At 41.9% G+C, this 19,340-nt stretch carries 17 protein-coding genes; 12 read left to right on the top strand and 5 right to left on the bottom strand.

The window, feature by feature from the left end:
• From AC13CS_RS03955 to AC13CS_RS03945, 3 genes are all read right to left on the bottom strand, one after another.
• Positions 1–1,053, bottom strand: coding sequence for a GHMP family kinase ATP-binding protein (locus tag AC13CS_RS03955; protein WP_163625109.1), 1,053 nt, complete (start codon positions 1,051–1,053; stop codon positions 1–3).
• Between the two features lie 13 nt (positions 1,054–1,066).
• The gene (locus AC13CS_RS03950; protein ID WP_293168699.1) at positions 1,067–2,455 is read right to left on the bottom strand and encodes a Gfo/Idh/MocA family oxidoreductase; all 1,389 of its coding nucleotides are present in this window, start codon (positions 2,453–2,455) and stop codon (positions 1,067–1,069) included.
• Between the two features lie 214 nt (positions 2,456–2,669).
• Entirely contained in the window at positions 2,670–5,294 is a 2,625-nt protein-coding gene (locus tag AC13CS_RS03945) for a valine--tRNA ligase (RefSeq protein ID WP_482888454.1), read from the bottom strand.
• A 198-nt stretch (positions 5,295–5,492) separates the two neighbouring features.
• On the opposite strand from AC13CS_RS03945, the gene AC13CS_RS03940 reads away from it, so the two are divergent.
• A complete protein-coding gene (locus AC13CS_RS03940; RefSeq protein ID WP_482888453.1) occupies positions 5,493–5,879 on the top strand; it encodes a DUF1573 domain-containing protein in 387 nt (128 codons plus the stop codon).
• Positions 5,880–5,943: 64 nt separating this feature from the next.
• On the opposite strand, the gene AC13CS_RS03935 is transcribed toward AC13CS_RS03940, so the two are convergent.
• On the bottom strand, positions 5,944–7,290 hold the full coding sequence (locus AC13CS_RS03935) for an aspartyl protease family protein (protein WP_482888452.1): 1,347 nt from the start codon (positions 7,288–7,290) through the stop codon (positions 5,944–5,946).
• A gap of 147 nt (positions 7,291–7,437) precedes the next feature.
• Between AC13CS_RS03935 and AC13CS_RS03930 the strand changes: the two genes are divergently transcribed.
• The 9 genes from AC13CS_RS03930 (at position 7,438) to AC13CS_RS03890 (ending at position 16,231) form a co-directional block, all read left to right on the top strand.
• The gene (locus AC13CS_RS03930) at positions 7,438–8,631 is read left to right on the top strand and encodes a pyridoxal phosphate-dependent aminotransferase (protein WP_482888451.1); all 1,194 of its coding nucleotides are present in this window, start codon (positions 7,438–7,440) and stop codon (positions 8,629–8,631) included.
• The gene (gene murB / locus AC13CS_RS03925) at positions 8,628–9,644 is read left to right on the top strand and encodes a UDP-N-acetylmuramate dehydrogenase (RefSeq protein ID WP_482888450.1); all 1,017 of its coding nucleotides are present in this window, start codon (positions 8,628–8,630) and stop codon (positions 9,642–9,644) included. Before AC13CS_RS03930 ends, murB begins: the two co-directional genes overlap by 4 nt.
• A 204-nt stretch (positions 9,645–9,848) precedes the next feature.
• Positions 9,849–10,415, top strand: a complete 567-nt coding sequence (locus AC13CS_RS03920) for an RNA polymerase sigma factor (RefSeq protein WP_482888449.1) — start codon at positions 9,849–9,851, stop codon at positions 10,413–10,415.
• Complete coding sequence (locus tag AC13CS_RS03915) at positions 10,412–11,170, top strand: anti-sigma factor domain-containing protein (protein WP_482888448.1); 759 nt, start codon at positions 10,412–10,414, stop codon at positions 11,168–11,170. Before AC13CS_RS03920 ends, AC13CS_RS03915 begins: the two co-directional genes overlap by 4 nt.
• Positions 11,171–11,245: 75 nt before the next feature.
• Positions 11,246–11,455, top strand: a complete 210-nt coding sequence (locus AC13CS_RS03910; protein ID WP_293168713.1) for a membrane or secreted protein — start codon at positions 11,246–11,248, stop codon at positions 11,453–11,455.
• Between the two features lie 29 nt (positions 11,456–11,484).
• The gene (locus AC13CS_RS03905; RefSeq protein WP_293168715.1) at positions 11,485–12,045 is read left to right on the top strand and encodes an RNA polymerase sigma factor; all 561 of its coding nucleotides are present in this window, start codon (positions 11,485–11,487) and stop codon (positions 12,043–12,045) included.
• A 63-nt stretch (positions 12,046–12,108) separates the two neighbouring features.
• On the top strand, positions 12,109–12,984 hold the full coding sequence (gene lipA / locus AC13CS_RS03900) for a lipoyl synthase (RefSeq protein ID WP_482888446.1): 876 nt from the start codon (positions 12,109–12,111) through the stop codon (positions 12,982–12,984).
• A 17-nt stretch (positions 12,985–13,001) separates the two neighbouring features.
• Positions 13,002–14,012: a type I glyceraldehyde-3-phosphate dehydrogenase gene (gene gap / locus AC13CS_RS03895; RefSeq protein ID WP_163625120.1), complete on the top strand. Its 1,011-nt coding sequence runs from the start codon at positions 13,002–13,004 to the stop codon at positions 14,010–14,012.
• Positions 14,013–14,050: 38 nt separating this feature from the next.
• A complete protein-coding gene (locus AC13CS_RS03890) occupies positions 14,051–16,231 on the top strand; it encodes a response regulator (protein ID WP_482888550.1) in 2,181 nt (726 codons plus the stop codon).
• Here the strand turns inward: AC13CS_RS03890 and lpxK are convergent.
• Entirely contained in the window at positions 16,228–17,226 is a 999-nt protein-coding gene (gene lpxK / locus AC13CS_RS03885) for a tetraacyldisaccharide 4'-kinase (RefSeq protein ID WP_482888445.1), read from the bottom strand. The two genes, AC13CS_RS03890 and lpxK, sit on opposite strands and share 4 nt — an antisense overlap.
• Positions 17,227–17,274: 48 nt before the next feature.
• Here lpxK and AC13CS_RS03880 point away from each other — a divergent pair, with 48 nt between their 5' ends.
• Both AC13CS_RS03880 and AC13CS_RS03875 read left to right on the top strand, forming a co-directional pair.
• Entirely contained in the window at positions 17,275–18,369 is a 1,095-nt protein-coding gene (locus AC13CS_RS03880) for a Nif3-like dinuclear metal center hexameric protein (RefSeq protein WP_482888444.1), read from the top strand.
• A 4-nt stretch (positions 18,370–18,373) separates the two neighbouring features.
• Positions 18,374–19,153: a zinc ribbon domain-containing protein gene (locus AC13CS_RS03875; RefSeq protein ID WP_293168727.1), complete on the top strand. Its 780-nt coding sequence runs from the start codon at positions 18,374–18,376 to the stop codon at positions 19,151–19,153.
• Positions 19,154–19,340: the final 187 nt, after the last annotated feature.

Here is a 19,340-nt window from a genome sequence, read left to right as displayed (position 1 = left end):
TTAACTTGTTAATTCTACAGCATACACCGCTTTGGCGCCTTTGTCCAAAAACGCCTGTTTTACCTGTTCCTCGACAGCATCAGTTACCATGGCCACCATACATCCTCCACCTCCAGAACCGATTATTTTTGTTCCCAATGCGCCCATCTCACGGGCGGCATCCATCATCTCAATCATTTCCGATGGTGTATTCTTGATTTGATTTTGAAGAATGGTTTGGTGCCGGTTCATTAAATCTCCCAGAACCTGAATATTAGGGGTCGGCTTTAACAATTCCTTTTTTGCTTCCAAAGTGATGTGATAGTTGTAAATCGTGGAATACCAATACCCCTGAAGTTCCTCTGGCACCAAGTCGATGTATTTTTCATAATCACCCAAATATGATTCTTCCAAAACAAATTCAGGATGCACCTTTTTAACGGCGTCCACCGCATTTTGTGCGTACACCCGGGCATTTTTGAGCACTTCCAGGGTCTTTTTGGGCACGCCCGATTCAGCAACCAACAGTTTGCCCAAATCAGCATTCAAACGTGTGCTTTCCCCACTTTGGGTGTCGATATAAATAAGTCCTTTTTGAGCGATGGTGTACTGATCCATTAAACCTCCGGGTTGGTCAAAGAACAGCACTTCGGCCTCATAGGCCCATCTCCCTATTTGATAATCGCTGATTTCTTCCGATTTCCCCTGTGTTGCCACCAAAAAACGAATCCAGGCCACCACCAAGGCTGAAGAACTGGAGAGCCCTGCATTCACGGGAATGTTTCCTGAAATTTCGATGTCATAACCTTGGTCAAGTTGGAAACCTTGCTCTTTTAAAATTGCCATTACCGACCTGAAGTAATCATCGGCTTGTACTTGTTTCAAATCATCATCCAAAGAAATGGACAATTCGTCCTTTAAATCCAACAACTTCAAAAGGTATTTCCTATCAGAATTCGGAATCGCCTTTAAATTGATGAAGCGGTCAATGGTTCCTGCTATTACCGGCAGTCCCAAATAATCTTGGTGGTCCCCGTAAAAACAGATTCGGGCCGGGACTTTTATTTCGATCATTAATCTTTACTGCTTAACTTATTATTTCCAGTGGTGCTGTTTCTTTCCAATTGCCTCTTGTAAAGTCGGGAAAAGGCTGTGGTGCACCACCACTTGCTACGGAGCGTTCACTTAATGGCGCAACTGCGCTCCACAAACATCCTTCGTATACATTTTGGTCCAACGGAAGTCCTTTTTGCAGGCATTCCACGATTCGATACACCATAATACCATCCATCCCTCCATGCCCACTGCCCTTGGCAGCTTCGTTCAATCGTTTGTAGAGTGGATGATCGTATTTTTCGTATAATTTTTCCAATTGTTCCCCTTGTACCCAAGAATGGTGGTCTTCCGTGAGTCCTTCCACTCCGCCTTCAAGAGCCACCCGGGTTGGAAATCCTGCCAACGCACCTTTGGTTCCCTGCACCAGATTTAATCGGGAATAGGGTCTTGGGCTGGTCTCGTCCCATTGCACCATAATGGTTTTTCCAAAGTGGGTTTTGATAATGGATGTGTTCAAATCTCCTCCTTTAAAATCGAGTTTGTTCCATTTATGATCGGCTGGATAATTTTTTTCTGCATACAGCTCGCGTCCTCTTGCGGGCGTAGAGAAAGAAACCAAACTGCCAAAGGTATCTTCTTGTCTCGCCAAGCTCATATACTGGGCAACAGGGCCCAAACCGTGGGTCGGGTACAAGTTTCCGTTCCGTTTGGCATAGTGGGGCGTCCTCCAAGAACCCGTGCCCCGCTCCTGCTCTTCCATCTGCCAGCGCAGTTCGTGAATGTAGGCTGCTTCGCCGTGCAAAATTTCACCAACCACACCTTGCCTGCACATATTGAGGAACATCAGCTCATCACGACTGTAATTTACGTTTTCCAGCATCATGCAATGCTTTTGGGTTCGTTCGCTGGCATCCACAATATCCCACATATCTTGGATGGTGGTAGCGATTGGCACCTCAACAAAGGCGTGTGCCCCGTTTTCCATGGCACCGATGGCCATAGGTGCGTGATTTACCCAGTTCGTGGCAATGAACACCACATTGGGCTTTACCTCTTTGAGCATGGTACGCCACTTGTCCTCTTCGCCCCAGTATTGGGCTATATTTTCATGTCGGCCAGGTCCGCCGGCCTCTTTTACCCATTGGGTCTTTTCTTTCACTAAATCCTCGTATAAATCACAGATGGCGACGACTTCGGTTCCTTCCAATGCAGCAAAAAACTTGGCATGGGTTCCTCCCCTGGCTCCTACCCCGATAAATGCAGCGCGCACTTTTTCCAATTTAGGGGCTACAAATCCACCCATGTACGTTGATGAAAGCGGTCTTTCTGAATTGGCTTTTAAATACGTTGGGGCTATGGAAATTGCTGCCGCGGTCAATGAAGTTTTTTGGATAAAACTTCTTCTATTGAGGTTTTTCATTGGTAATTGTATTGTTGGTTCTAATATTTTCCAAAGTATGAAAAATAATGAGAAAAGAGGAACTCTAAAAGCTTGTTATCTGTCAGTTCGAACGCAGTCGAAAACCTAAAACATATTGATAATCAATGGATTTAGACTGCGCTCAACCTGACAAATTTAAACTTTTGTTACGTTTTAGACCTTTTTCAAAATCAAGCCCATTTATAACCAAAGGTTATTTTAAACTAGCCAAACTCTTTTCCAAGGTTTCAATCTTGGCTTCGGCATCGGCCGCTTTTTTGCGTTCCATGGCCACCACTTTTTCAGGGGCATTGTTCACAAAACGCTCATTGCTCAACTTCTTTTCCACAGATTTTAAAAACCCTTTGGTGTAATTTAGCTCTTCGGTAATCTTGGCAATTTCTGCTTCCACATCGATGGCTCCACTAATTGGAATAAAATATTCGTTACTCTTTACCCTAAAGGTCAAAGCACCCTCCAAACTGGTATCCACTGCCTCCATTTTTGACAGATTTCCCAATTTTAGGATGATGGCATCCATTTGATTGCCCACTTTTTCACCATTCAACATAAAGAGCTCCAAAGTATCTTTTTGCGGAATGTTTTTCTCTTTTCTGATGGTCCGTATCCCAGAAATTACCTCGGAAGCGAATTCGAACTCGGCAATTAGGGCTGAATTCACTTCTTTAGCTTTTGGCCATTGCGCTACAATTAACGCATCTTCTGGAGTACGCTCGGCGATATGTTGCCAAACTTCTTCCGTTAAGAAGGGCATAAACGGATGCAACAATTTTAGGTTTTCCTCAAAAAGACCCAATACCTCATTATACGTTTTCTGGTCAATCGGCTTTTGATATTCAGGTTTAACAATCTCCAACAACCAAGAACAGAAATCGTCCCAGACCAATTTGTACGTGGCCATCAAGGCATCGGAAATGCGGTATTTAGAAAAGTGGTCTTCAATTTCCACTAAAGTCTGATTGAACTTGGCCTTGTACCATTCAATTCCCTTTTGTGCGGCTTCGGGCTGCGGAATATCCGCCACTTCCCATCCTTTTACCAATCGGAAAGCGTTCCAAATTTTATTAGCAAAGTTGGCTCCTTGCTGGCAAAGTGCCTCATCAAACAATAGATCGTTACCCGCTGCGGAACTCAACAAAAGTCCAACACGAACACCATCGGCACCAAAATCTTCAATCAGTTTTAAGGCATCTGGCGAGTTTCCCAACGATTTGGACATTTTTCGGCGCTGTTTGTCACGAACCAATCCGGTTAGGTACACATTTTCAAAAGGCCGTTCTCCTCGGTATTCGTATCCGGCCATGATCATACGGGCTACCCAGAAAAACAAAATATCGGGTCCCGTAACCAAGTCACTGGTCGGGTAATAGTAATTCACCTCTTCATTGTCCGGCTCCAAAATACCGCCAAACACACTTATGGGCCACAACCACGATGAGAACCAGGTATCCAAAACATCGGGATCTTGGCGTAAGTCGGACATTTGAATCTTTGGATTCTTGGTTTTTGCCAATTCCAATGCTTCGCCCGGAGTTTCGGCCACCACGAAATCCTCTTTGCCATCCCCATAATAATACGCAGGGATTTGCTGTCCCCACCACAATTGACGGGATATGTTCCAATCGCGTATGTTTTCCATCCAGTGGCGGTAGGTGTTTTCAAACTTGGAAGGGTACAATTTTACATCCTTGGTCTTCAAAACGCCTTCGAGAGCAGGTTTGGCCATGTTTTCCATTTTTAGGAACCATTGGTCCGAAAGTCGTGGCTCGATTACGGCCTTAGTCCTTTCAGATGTACCCACTTTGTTGGTGTGCTGCTCGGTCTTTACCAGATATCCCTTTTCATCCAGTTCTTTGACGATTTCTTTTCGCACCACAAAACGGTCTTTCCCTTCGTAATGAAGTCCAAATGAGTTCAGGGTTGCATCTTCATTGAAGATATCCACTACATCCAAATTGTGTTTATCTCCCAGATTTTTATCGTTCTCGTCGTGTGCAGGAGTTACTTTTAGGCATCCTGTACCAAATTCAACGTCCACATATTCGTCTTCAATAATAGGAATTACCCTATCGCAAATAGGAACAATGGCCTTTTTGCCCTTTAAATGACGGTATCTTTCATCGTTTGGGTTGATACAGATTGCGGTATCGCCCAAAATGGTCTCTGGACGGGTGGTGGCAATGGTCACTTTCTCGTCCGAGCCTTCAATGGCATAGGATAAATAATACAGGTTACCTTGTCGTTCTTCATAGATTACCTCCTCATCAGAAAGCGTGGTCTTCGCTTCAGGATCCCAATTCACCATTCGATACCCCCTGTAAATCAAGCCTTTATTATATAAATCAACAAAAACCTTGATTACCGAGGCTGACATATCGTCATCCATTGTGAACTTGGTACGGTCCCAATCGCAGGAGCAGCCCAATTTTTTTAATTGTTGAAGGATTACCCCTCCGTACTCGTTGGTCCAATCCCATGCATGTTTTAGAAATTCATCGCGGGACAATTTTGATTTGTCAATACCATCAGCTTTAAGTTTGGCAACCACCTTGGCCTCAGTGGCTATGGAGGCGTGGTCCATTCCCGGTACCCAACAGGCATTTTTCCCCAAGAGTCTGGCTCTTCGGATAAGAACATCTTGTATGGTATTGTTGAGCATATGTCCCATATGAAGTACCCCAGTCACGTTTGGTGGCGGGATTACTATGGTATACGGCTCCCTTTCATCCGGTTTGGAGCTGAAATATTTATGCTCGGACCAGTAGGCATACCAGTGCTCTTCAACCCTTTTTGGGTCATATTTTGATGGAATCTCCATTTTTCGGTACAGTTTTTGTTCAATTGGACTGTGATTGGATTTTTGAAGGGAAAGCTAAATGTTAATTTTTACGCTATTCTTCGGATGAGAGCCAATCCAGAAATACGAAACAAAAATAAGTAACGTTATTCTATAACAAAAGAATTTTGGATGCAGGTATCAAAACATCTACATTTGAAGTTCACCCAAAAACCAAAAATGATGAAAAAAACTGTACTCATGCTGTTTGTAGGGCTTTTATCCTTAGGGATTTACGCTCAGGAGACTGCTAAAATCGAATTTAAAAGCGAGACCATTGATTACGGAGAAATCGAAAGAGGTAGCGATGGTGTTCGTGTTTTTGAATTTACCAACACTGGTGATGCCCCTTTGGTAATCAGCAACGTTAGATCTAGCTGTGGATGTACTATCCCAAAAAAGCCAGAAGAACCTATTATGCCCGGGAAAACTGGTAAAATAGAAGTGAAATATGACACCAATAGAGTTGGCCCCATTAGAAAGGCCATTACTGTGACCTCCAATGCGGATACGCCCACAAAAGTTTTGAAAATTAAGGGTACCGTTAAAAATCCTGGAGCGAAATAAGGAAAAAGAAAATATATTTTAAAAGCCCCAAAACCAATTGGTTTTGGGGCTTTTTGTTTCTTAATTAGTCGTCGTCGTCAAACATCTTTTTAAGGACAAAGGTGAACAGCAAATCCCTGTTGTATCGTTCGATCAATACTTTTATCCGCTTTCCTTCTCTTTCGTTGATCATTTTAAGGATTTCCTGAAGCTTGTACTTATGGACTCTTTTTCCGTTAACCGCTAAAATCACGTCACCCTCACGTAATCCTGCCTCTGCAGCGGGGCTTCCCGCACGAATACCTGATACTACTATTTCGGGAACAAGACTTAAACGGGTCTTGTTTTCCAATAAAATTTGGACATTCCCAAAAGTATCCGCATCATCCTCTTTCACAATTCCATTCACATCGGCGATACTTTCTGCTATATAACGCAAACCGTTGTGCTGCAAGTCTATTCCTGCTAAATTATATTGGAAGGGGTCTTTGAAGTTTCCATTTTTCCTTAAAGTAACCAGGCCCCGGGCATAATCGAAAACGATATTGAAACGCTTGAGGACTTCACCCCCCAAACTGCCATTACGATCGCCCATACTTTCCAATCCCTGAAAAGATTCAAGGTACGGAAATGCTACTTTGGCTTCTTCAAGCTCAAAGTCGCCTATCCGAACCCCATTGATTTTACTTCGTTTTCCAAAAATATCACCGCTCAGTCCTCTTCCAAGGTGGTCCTCATAATTCTTCTCTGGTATTTCCAGTCCTTTTTCGGGTGCCGGAAACAGCCACAGGGCATCACTACTTCCGGTATCTACCAATAATTTAACCGGTACATTTGCGGTATCCTTCATTAGCACCGTGCCTTCCACATAAGCTTTTCTTTTTTCTACGGTAAGCGGTAGGGTCTGTGTTTTTCTTCTATCCTTATATTGGTACAATTCTGGATTGTGCAGTTTTATCTTTTTGGAATTATATTTTACTTCAACAATAAAGTCCCTGAAAAGATCGTACCCCATAATTCCATGCACGGGAATCCCAAGGGATGTTGAAAAATTGATCCCCCGATCCAAAACCACATAAAGGTCTTGGGAGTAATTTCTAGCCTCACCAAGTTTAAACGCATTGTTTTTGGAACTTAGGGCCTTCATCGGTTCTCCTCCACCAAGACCACGAATGGTGACTTCGGAAACATTGTTTATCGGTATGGAATCTGACTCGGAAAGATTAAAAAGTATGGGCTTACTCACCCCAGAATCCAAAATAAAGGTGAGCTCTGTACCATTTACCTCTACTGGAATTATAATAAGGTTGTTGATGAGCTCAAACTTTATCTTTTGAAATTTTTCACCTTCGGGCAATCGATATCCTTGCGCCCAAATAAACAAGGGCACAAATAAAAGAAGTGTAAAAAAGATGGCTTTCTTCCTCAACATGCTTAATTTCAACTAGTCATACTTATTAAATATACATATTTGCCTTCAAACCTCATCTTAATTTAACATTTTAATAAGCAAGTAATTATTCCTTAAAGTTGTTGTTTTCGATAGTTGGTTTTCTCATTTTTGCGAAAACTTTAGCACATGCCTAGTATCTCGAAGAAAGGGACACAAATGCCCGCATCGCCCATCCGTAAATTGGTACCCTACGCAGAGACTGCCAAAAAACGAGGAACCCATGTAATCCACCTCAACATTGGACAGCCTGATATTAAAACACCAAAAGTGGCTTTGGATGCCGTGAGGAACCACAATATCGAAGTTCTTGAGTACAGTATGACGCAGGGTTCGGAAGAATACCGTCAAAAAATTGCCGCGTACTATGCAAAACGCGATATTTTTGTTGATGCGGAAGATATTATTGTAACCACAGGAGGGTCGGAAGCATTATCGTTTACCATGGGATCCATTATGGATAACGATGACGAAATCATTATACCTGAGCCATTTTATGCCAACTATAACGGTTTTGCCACCGCTGCAGGGGTTAAAGTAAAACCTATTGCATCGTCTATAGAAAATAATTTTGCCCTCCCTCCCATTTCCAAGTTTGAAGAGCTTATCACCCCAAAAACAAAGGCCATCCTTATTTGCAACCCTGGGAATCCTACTGGATATCTTTATAGCAAAGAAGAAATCCATCAATTGGCGGAATTAGTAATAAAACACAACCTTTTTTTGGTGGCAGATGAAGTGTACCGCGAATTCACCTACGACGGAAGGGAACATTACTCCATTCTTCAGGTTGATGGGCTGGAAGAACACGCCATTGTGGTAGACTCCGTTTCCAAGCGTTACAGTATGTGCGGGGCACGGATTGGTTGTTTGATATCCAAAAACACCAAAGTAATAGCAACTGCAATGAAATTTGCCCAAGCAAGACTTTCTCCACCAACTTTTGCCCAAATTGCAAGTGAAGCGGCATTGGAAACCCCACAAGAATATTTTGATGATGTAATCGAGGAATATGTTTCGAGAAGAAATCTATTGATTACCGAACTCAACAAGTTGGAAGGTGTAAAAGTGGCCACTCCGCAAGGTGCTTTTTACTGTGTGGCAGAACTTCCTATTGATGATGCCGATCACTTTGCTCAATGGTTGTTGGAAAGTTTTGAAGTTGATGGAAAAACCGTGATGGTGGCTCCCGCAGCAGGCTTTTATGCCACACCAGGTTTGGGAAAAAATCAGATTAGAATTGCCTATGTGCTCGAAAAAGAGCAACTTGTAAGGGCTGTCCAAATTTTGGGCAAAGCCTTAACAGAGTACAACAACCAGTGAACATACAGGAAAACATATCCTTAAAAAATTACAATACCTTTGGTATTGATGTAAAAGCACGGTTTTTTGTTAAAATTACCGGACTGGTTCAACTCCAGAAAGCATTGGAGCTGAAAGCGTACCCAAAAAAGTTTATTATAAGTGGCGGAAGCAATATGTTGCTCACCAAGGATATTGATGCCCTTGTGATGCACATTAACCTCAAGGGCATTACCATTGTCGAGGAAGACGAAAACAGTGTGGAGGTGAAGGTAATGGCCGGTGAAAATTGGCATGAATTGGTAATGTGGAGCCTGAAACTGGATTATGGTGGACTCGAAAACCTTTCGTTGATCCCAGGGAACGTGGGTACTGCGCCCATCCAAAACATTGGTGCCTATGGTGTGGAACTCAAAGATGTTTTTGTGAGCTGTGCCGCCATGGATGTGAAAACTGGGGAACTGGAAGGTTTTGACAAGGAAGCATGTAAGTTTGGTTACCGGGATTCCATCTTTAAAAACAAAGCAAAGGATAAATTCATTATTACTTCGGTGGTTTTAAGACTTACCAAGAAAGATCATGTGCTGCACACGGGGTATGGCTCCATTGAGAACGAACTGAAGAACAAAGGAATTGTGCATCCGACCATACAAGATATTTCCGATGCCGTGATCGCCATTCGAAAGAGCAAACTGCCCGACCCCAAGGAAATTGGAAACAGCGGTAGTTTTTTTAAGAATCCTATTATTTCCAAAAAAGCAATTGATAAATTCATTAAAAAGAACCCCAATGCACCTTTTTATGAGATGGACGAGAATCAATATAAAATTCCAGCCGGTTGGCTCATTGAGCAGTGCGGGTTTAAGGGAAAACGGTTTGGTGATGCAGCCGTACACGATAAACAAGCCTTGGTCTTGGTGAATCACGGCAAAGCAACAGGCAAGGAAATACTTCAATTGGCCAAAAAAATTCAAGATGAAGTACAGAAAACCTTCAAAATAAAAATTCAGCCAGAGGTGAACATAATAAAATAACCCCCGCATTGAAGTCAATAACGAGGGTTATACCAAACCAAACTAACCAAATTTATGAATGTTATCAGGGTTATGACACCCCTTTATTTCTATTCAAAATGAACAAAGACAAAATGCTTTTTCTGTCTTAGCTTTGTTTTATATACGAGATAAATCCTATTTTAGATTTTGGTCCCTTAAAAAATTTTACCAAAAGCATCATTAATGAGCACATTGATCGAGAGACATATTGTTTCACTCCTTGCGGAAAAAGACGATAAGGCTATTTCCCTACTCTACGAAAATTATGGCGATACACTTTTCGGTGTTGCTTTTAAAGTGGTAAAAGATGAAGATTTGGCCCAAGATGTGCTCCAGGAAAGTTTTATCAAAATCTGGAAAAAAGCTGATAGTTACGATGCCTCAAAAGCCAAGCTTTTTACCTGGCTATTTCGAATTGTGCGAAATACAGCCATAGATAAATTGCGTAGCGTCAATAATAAATCGGACAAGGAAATCCAAATCGACGTTTCAGACGTATATAATGTTGGAGTGAAGGCTATTAACCCGGAACATCTGGACATCCAAGAAAACTTGGACAAGATTGAAGATAAGTATAGGATTGTTCTTGAAGCCCTGTTTTTTGAGGGAATGACGCAGCAGGAGGCAAGTGATGAATTGGACATTCCCTTGGGAACCATAAAGTCCCGATTAAAAATCGGGCTAAGGGAACTTGGAAAAATTTACGGTACAACCATGGCTTTGCTCCTTTTATTAAATCTATTACCATGAAAGAGAAAGTTAAAATATTTTTAGAATCCGATATCTTGGAAAAATACCTTTTGGGAGATACCACTAAAGAAGAATCCCAAAAGGCCGAAAGATATATCGCCATGTATCCCGAAGTAAGGAAAACTTACGATATGCTCCAAAAAAACCTGGAGACCTTTGCCAATTTGTACGCCAAAAAGACCCCGGAAGGTCTTAAAGAAATCATATTGGCCAGCGCAAAAAAGGAGACAATGGTAAGCAAAAGGTACATGCGCTATGCCGTAGCGGCCAGTATCGCCATTATGATTTTTGCCGGTTCCTCCCTATTCTTTTGGAACGAAAACAAAACGCTTCAAGAAAAAAATACCATGGTCACCAACCAAATCAAGTATTTGGAAAACAACATGAAAGACCAATTGGCAGATATGAGAAACCAATTTATTGTGCTAAATAACCCTGCCACAAAAAAATACCAAGTAAAAGGGGAACGTGAAGCTAAAGAACTTAAGGCAATCGCTTACATCAACCCAGTCAAAAAACTTTCCTACATCAATGTGAGCAATGTCCCGGAGCTTCCAGAGGACAAATGCTTCCAAATGTGGGCCGAAGTCAACGGCGAATTGGTAAACTTGGGCGTAATCAAGAATTTTGATGAAAAAGATAAACTTCTTGCGCTTCCTTATGCCGATAATGCGGTAAGTTACATTACCATTGAACCAAAAGGTGGTAACAACACCCCATCGGTCGACAATATCGTGGCCAACATCAAATATTAAGGCTCAACTTTAAAGAAACCTTAAACCTTCCGCCCTTTAGTAAGGTATTTTGTACCTTTGTGCAAAAGTCAAAACATGAAGTTAGCATTAGTTACCATCGGGTTATTGGCCCTTGCCTTTGCAGGTATTGCAATTAAAATCTGGGGGAAAAAGAACGGTGAGTTCGCCGGAACATGTGCCAGCCAAAGCCCTTTTTTGAACAAGGACGGAGAAGCATGCGGATTTTGTGGCAAACTCCCAGAGGAGCAAGATTGTAAAAGAGATACTGTTACCGACACCCAATAATTCTTAATTTTTAGGCAAGATTCATTTTTTTGGAAAAAACCGACGATTCCATTGAGGAGATTATACAAAAGGCAAAAGAAGGAAACCAAATTGCCTTTAGTACACTCTTGGACACTTTTTGGAACGATGTTTACGGTTTTCAGATACTTCGCACCAAAAATGAAAATGACGCAGAGGACATAACCATAAGGACATTTTCCAGGGCCTTTGATAAAATCGACACCTACGATAAAACATATGAGTTTAAGACGTGGCTCATCACCATTTCCAAAAACCTTCATGTGGACCTCCTCCGAAAACGCAAGCGGAGCCTCATGAACGAAATGGATTCCCGGGGGGACGAGGTTAAAAAAGTATTGGACGAAACCCCCACGGTCGAGGACCGTTTGATCACGGAGCAAAACCTTGCCCATCTCTTACAGGACATCAAAAAATTAAAACCACATTACCAAAAGGTCATCAACCTACGCTATTTTCAGGAAATGAGCTATGCCGATATTGCCAAAGAACTCAACGAACCCGTGAACAATGTGAAGGTAAAATTGCTCCGGGCCAAAAAACTTTTGGCAGAGATTATCAAAAAAAAGTGACCTGCTCCAGGGCACAAAGTTTCCTTCCCAGTTTCGTATCTTTGTACATCAAATTTATTATGTATGAGCACAAGCGTTGCAGAAAACGTTCTTCCACCCAAAGGAAAACCTAAATGGCTAAGGGTTAAGCTCCCTACGGGCAAAAAATACACCCAGCTCAGAGGGCTTGTAGATAAATACGACCTACATACTATTTGTACCTCCGGAAGCTGCCCGAACATGGGTGAGTGCTGGGGAGAGGGCACCGCAACATTTATGATCTTGGGCAACATTTGTACCCGCTCCTGTGGATTTTGCGGCGTAAAAACCGGCCGACCGGAAACAGTGGACTGGGCAGAACCCGAAAAAGTGGCCCGTTCCATAAAAATAATGAACATTAAGCATGCTGTGCTCACTTCTGTGGACCGCGATGACCTTAAGGACATGGGGTCCATTATTTGGGCAGAGACCGTTAAAGCCGTTAGACGGATGAACCCAGAAACCACCATGGAAACCCTTATCCCTGATTTCCAAGGAATATCCAACCATTTGGACAGGATAATCGAGGTAGCCCCGGAAGTGATTTCCCATAACATGGAAACCGTAAAAAGGCTGACAAGAGAAGTCAGGATTCAGGCTAAATATGATAGAAGCCTCGAAGTACTGGACTATTTAAAGAAGAACGGAGCAAAAAGAACCAAATCCGGCATTATGCTCGGTCTTGGCGAAGAGGAAAGCGAAGTTATCGCCACTATGGAAGACCTTAGAAAGGCCGACGTTGATGTGGTTACCATTGGCCAGTACCTTCAACCCTCCAAAAAACACTTGCCCGTAAAGCAATTTATTTTGCCCGAACAGTTTAAAAAATATGAGGAAATAGGGTTGGAAATGGGCTTTAGACATGTGGAAAGTGGAGCCTTGGTCCGTTCATCGTATAAAGCACACAAACACATACACTAGCTCCCTTCCCCATTATCATGAAAAACATCTCCATTGGCATTAATGGTTTTGGCCGTATCGGTAGAACCCTTTTTAGGCTTTTACTTAACCATCCCAACATCAAAGTAGTGGCCATAAACGATTTGGCCAATGCAGAAACCTTGGCCCATCTATTAAAATATGACAGCATTCATGGGGTATTGAATACCGAAGTATCGCACAAAGACAATCTGATTCTTATTGATGACAGGGAAATACCCGTTCTCAATCACAATCATCCCAAGGAAATAGACTGGAAATCTCATAAGGTCGATATTGTCGTAGAATCCACTGGAAAGTTTAAAACAAAGGAAGAATTGGAATTCCATATAAAAAATGGGGCCAAAAAAGTCATTCTTTCCGTTCCCCCGTTGGATGAATCCATTAAAATGGTGGTTTTAGGGGTTAATGAGAATATCATCAACAACGATGATCAAATAATTTCCAATGCCTCCTGCACCACCAACAATGCCGCCCCAATGATCAAGGTGATCAATGAATTGTGCGGTATAGAACAGGCATACATCACAACTGTCCACTCCTATACATCGGACCAGAGCTTGCACGATGCCCCCCACCGCGACCTTCGCAGGTCTAGAGCGGCCGGACAATCCATAATTCCCACAACAACAGGGGCCGCAAAAGCATTAACAAGTATTTTTCCTGAATTATCCGATGTGATAGGCGGATGTGGTATACGCGTTCCCGTTCCCAACGGCTCACTTACGGACATTACATTCAATGTGCTCCAAGAAACTTCTATTGAGGAAATAAATGCTACCTTTAGGGAGCAAGCGGAAAGTACCCTAAAAGGCATACTCAATTATACCGAAGACCCTATTGTTTCCATCGACATAAACAATAGTTGTTACTCTTGTACGTTTGATTCTTTGATGACCTCTGTGATTGGTAAAATGATAAAAATCATTGGATGGTATGACAACGAAACTGGATATTGCTCCAGAATTATTGATTTAATAGATTTGCTCATAAAGAAAAAATACGTTTGATCTTCAACCTTGTAAACAAAAAGATAGGCGAAAAATCGCTGCTTCTAGTGTGCATAGTGTTATGCATCCAGTTTACTTTTGCCCAAAGTGATGGCAATTCCACCTCCGATGTTAAGACCATTTTTAATGAGTTTATGCAATATCGCCACGAAAACAAAGTGGACAAAGCTTTAGAAACTTTGAACGAGGCTGCCAATATTGCTGAGAGGAATGAGGATTCCAAACTTTTACTGGACACCTATCATCAATATGCACGACTGTTCTTAGAGGAAGGAGACAGGGAAACAGCTATTTTTTACTGGGACAGGGCCAGTATTCTTTTAAGGGATACCTCATACTCCTATGGCGAAGCATTCCACTTGTATTTAGATGCCGCACTGCGGTTTGATGAAGGCAATAATTTTCAGGCATTGAAACAACTGGAAGAATCCAGAAAACTTAGCAATAACAGAAATCTTACCAACAATATACTTTTACTTGAGGCCAGTATCTACACCAATATTGAAAAGTACGATGACGCTGTAAAAAACCTGCATGCCCTAATCGTTAACTCCGATGATAAAGAGCGTGCCTATTTGGCCACAAGGGCCAACTTACAATTAGCAAGAATAAGCGTGACCCTGGATGACCTTGAAGACGGGATCATCCACTCCAAAGCTGCTCTGGAACTAGCGGAAAAGCATGGCTTTTCCAAAGAGATAAAAATTGCCTACGAACAATTGTCCGGCATTTACGAAGCTAGCGGCAATTACGATGAATCCCTCGTATATGCCAAAGGTTTGGCCCAAATAAAAGATTCCATATTCAATGTGGAAAAGGCCAAGTTGGATGCCGATGCTGCGGACAAGATTCGGTTCGACCACCAAATGAACGAACTCAACAAGCTCCAAGCTAAAAATGAGGAGCTCAGTGAATCCAAAAACCGTTCGGAAATAACCGCCATATTAACATCTGCCTTTTTAACAATTATCTCCCTTTTGGCAGTTTCATTGTTCAGGAACAATCAAATCAAGCTTAAAACAAACGATCTCCTTTACACCAAAAACAAGGAACTGGAGTTGGCAAGGGATGCAGCGGTATCTGCTATGCGGGCCAAAACAAATTTCCTATCAACAGTAACCCACGAGCTAAGGACACCCTTGTATGCCGTTACGGGACTCACCCATCTATTATTGGAAGAGAACCCCTCTGAGCATCAAAAAGAACATTTAAAGTCATTAAAATTCTCGGGGGAATACCTGCTAAATTTTATCAACGATATTCTTCAGATCAATAAAATTGATGCAGAAAAACTGGAACCCCTCAACATAGAATTCAAGTTGCACAAAGTGCTGGATGATGTTGTGGATTCGCTCCAACAAAATGCTCACGAGAAAAAAACAAAACTGATCCTGGATTACGACCCCACCATCCCCAAAAAATTGTTGGGAGACCCCATAAAGCTATCCCAAATTTTTATGAACCTTGTTGGCAACGCTCTTAAGTTTACCAAAAATGGCAAAGTAGAGGTCTTGGCCAAAATGTTGAAAAAAGATGAAGACCAGGTAAAGTTGTATTTTGAAGTAAGGGACAATGGAATCGGAATTTCGGAAGAGCAACAAAAAAATATTTTTGAAAGCTTTGAACAAGGTTCCATACAAATCAACAGGGAATATGGTGGCACAGGACTTGGGCTCACCATTGTTAAAAGTCTTTTGGGATTGTTTGGAAGCACCATTCACCTTGAAAGTGAGTTAGGCCATGGAAGCTCCTTCTATTTTGAAATGGATCTAGATTACGAATCCAAAGAAGGGGAAGAAATCTCTTTTGAGCTCAATCCCGAAGAATTCCAGTTCAAAGGGTTGCACGTATTGGTTGTGGAAGACAATAAGATCAACCAGGTGATTACCAAAAAAATGCTCACCAAAAAAGAGATTAGTTGCGATATTGCCAATAATGGCAACGAGGCCATTGACCTGGCCAAAAAAAATACCTACGACGCCATTTTAATGGATATCCACATGCCGGGCATAAGCGGCGAGGAAGCCACGCGGCAAATACGAAAGTTTGACAAAAACATCCCGATTATTGCATTGACCGCCATTTCTTTGGATGACAGCCTGGAAAGTTTCTATGAGGCTGGCTGTAACGATGTAATCACCAAACCATTTAAGCCAGAGGTTTTCTATCAAAAAATTGGAGAAAACATCTTTAGGAGCAAAATGGAAGGTTCGGTTTAAAATAATGCCTGTAGCGAGCTTTTCAAAACCGCTTCATCTTCGCGGGAAAAACTGTGGGATATTTCCAAAAAGTACAGATTTCGTAACCTTCCTTCCAAACGCACAAAGTCTTTTTCGGTGGTCAGCACCATTTGGTACCCTTTAAATTGTTCAACCTCCCTGTCTGTAAAGTGGTGATGGTCCCCAAATTCAAAATGTTCAAACACCATTCCAACAGACTTTAAAAATCTCACCAAAGGTTCCGGCGATGCAATACCGGTTACCAAAGCCAACGGTTTCCCCTTTAATTCTGATAATTGGATTTTTTGCTTTCCCCCATCAGTTACAAAATCATTGTACTTTAACATCGTGAACAATACATTTTGATGTGGTTTAGGCTTGAGCTTATCAATTACCTTTTTCTTTTCCACATCTTGTAGTGTGTCCGGGCATTTGGTAACAATAATCAAATCCGCACGTTTGGCCTCCTTTTTTGCATCACGAAGGCTTCCTGTGGGCAAATACCAGTCATCCACATATAAATTATGATACGTGGTAAGCAAAATCGAAAAAGTGGGTTTCACCTTTCTATGTTGAAAAGCATCATCCAAAACAATAACTTCAGGATCAAACTCACTTTCCAGTTTTTCAATACCATTACGCCTATCGGTATCAACAGCAACAGCAACTTGGGGAAATTTTCGATGGATCTGATAGGGTTCATCCCCCAATTCCAAAACAGTACTTTCAGTGCCAGCCAAATAGAACCCTTTTGATTTCCGCTTATATCCACGGCTCAAAACAGCAGTCTTTCGGTGGGTCAATATCCTTAGCAAATATTCTGTCATCGGGGTTTTCCCGGTTCCCCCAACACTCAGGTTGCCCACACAAATGGTGGGTGTTTTGTACGATTTGGATGAAAAAATACCCGCATCAAACAAAAAGTTTCGCACATAAACCACCAAGGCGTAGACCAAAGAAATCGGGAACGCTATTTTCCGAAGCAACTGAAGCATTGAACGAAAATATAATATTTTATCTTTAGCCCACTTAACATTTTTAAAATGACCGTTAACGACATAGCAAAAGTGCTTGAAGAATTGGCTCCATTGGCCCATGCCGAGGAGTTTGACAACGTAGGTTTATTGGTTGGAAACCCAAACATGGAAGTCAAAGGTGTTCTTGTGACCCTGGACACGCTGGAAAACGTGGTGGACGAGGCCATTGAGAAAAAATGTAATCTCATTGTGAGCTTTCACCCTATAATTTTCAAAGGGCTAAAACGGCTAACTGGAAGTAACTACGTGGAGCGTGTTGTAATCAAAGCCATTGCCCACAATATTGCGATATACAGCATGCATACGGCCTTGGACAACAGCAAAATGGGCGTCAATGCCAAAATATGCGAAGTTTTGGGACTAAAAAATCCGGAAATCCTGATTCCAAGAACAAAAAGCATCAAAAAATTGACCACTTATGCTCCCTCGGCAGATGCTGATACTATAAAAATGGCTCTATTTGCTGCTGGTGCCGGTGAAATTGGGAAGTACAGCAATTGCAGCTATAGTTTGGAAGGCACTGGAAGTTTTAAGGCAGGAAACGGCGCCAACCCCGCTGTTGGAAAAGTTGGCGAAGTACATTTTGAAAAAGAGACGCAAATCAACGTAATTTATACTTTTGAAAAGGAAAAAAGCATTCTCAAAGCACTTTTTGATGCTCACCCCTACGAAGAAGTGGCCTACGAAGTGCTTACCCTGGAAAACAGCAATCAAGATTTGGGAATGGGAATGATAGGCACTCTCGATGCCGAAATGGATGAAAAAGAGTTTTTACTTTTAGTAAAAGATAGAATGAATGCTTCTGTTGTAAGGCATTCCAAACTACTGGGAAACAAGGTAAAAAAGGTTGCAGTTCTAGGCGGTAGCGGGGCCTTTGCAATAGGTGCCGCCAAGAAATCCGGGGCCAATATTTTTGTGACCGCCGACATTAAATACCACGAATTTTACCAAGCCGAAGACCAACTGGTAATTGCCGATATTGGGCACTTTGAAACTGAGCAGTTTACAAAAGATTTATTGGTTGATTATCTTACGAAAAAAATTCCTAATTTTGCAGTCTCTTTATCGGAGAGTATAACGAATCCCATCAAGTATTTATAAATATATGGCGAACAAGAAAGAAAGCACTGTGGAAGAAAAGTTGAGAGCACTGTACGACCTACAGCTTATTGATTCCAGAGTGGATGAAATCCGCAATGTTAGAGGCGAACTGCCTTTGGAAGTAGAGGACTTGGAAGACGAAGTCCTTGGTCTTAAAACCCGAATGGACAAATTGAAAACGGATGTTGAGACCATCAACTTTGAGATTGCTGCCAAAAAGAATCTCATCGATGAGTCAAAAGCGCTTATTAAAAAATACAGCGAACAACAGAAAAATGTAAGGAATAGCCGCGAGTTCAATTCGTTGAGCAAGGAAGTGGAATTCCAAGAGCTGGAGATTCAATTGGCCGAAAAGAACATTAAAGAGTTCAAAGCTCAAATTGAGCAGAAAAAAGAGGTGATTTCCACAACCAAGGAAAAATTATCCGAGCGAGAGGGTCACCTAAAGCACAAGAAAGGTGAATTGGACGCTATTCTTGCAGAAACTGAGAAAGAAGAAAAGGCTCTTCTGAAAAAATCTGAAGAGTACCAAGACAAAATTGAAGAGCGTTTGATAAAGGCCTACAAAAGAATACGCCAAAACGTAAAAAATGGTTTAGCTGTGGTTCCCGTAGAACGTGGAGCTTCCGGTGGTTCCTTCTTTACTATTCCACCACAGGTTCAAGTAGAGATTGCAAGCCGCAAAAAAATCATCACCGATGAGCACAGCGGCAGAATTTTGGTAGATCCTTTATTGGCGGAAGAAGAACAGGATAGAATGGAAAAACTTTTTGCCAAAATCTAATCTTCACCATTGGTTAAGAAATTAAAAAAGCCACCTTTAGGTGGCTTTTTTGTTGCTCTTATGTGTCATTTTAAATGAGTGAAACGATTGAGAAACCTCCACTGTTTCTAGATTTATCACACTCCTTTATGTCGGTTCGAAATGACAAATAGGCCACTTCCGGAAAATTCGTGCAAATATATAATCT

The sequence above is a fragment of the Flagellimonas sp. B-3 genome, assembly GCF_056857835.1.
This window is presented reverse-complemented; position numbering and strand designations above follow the sequence as displayed.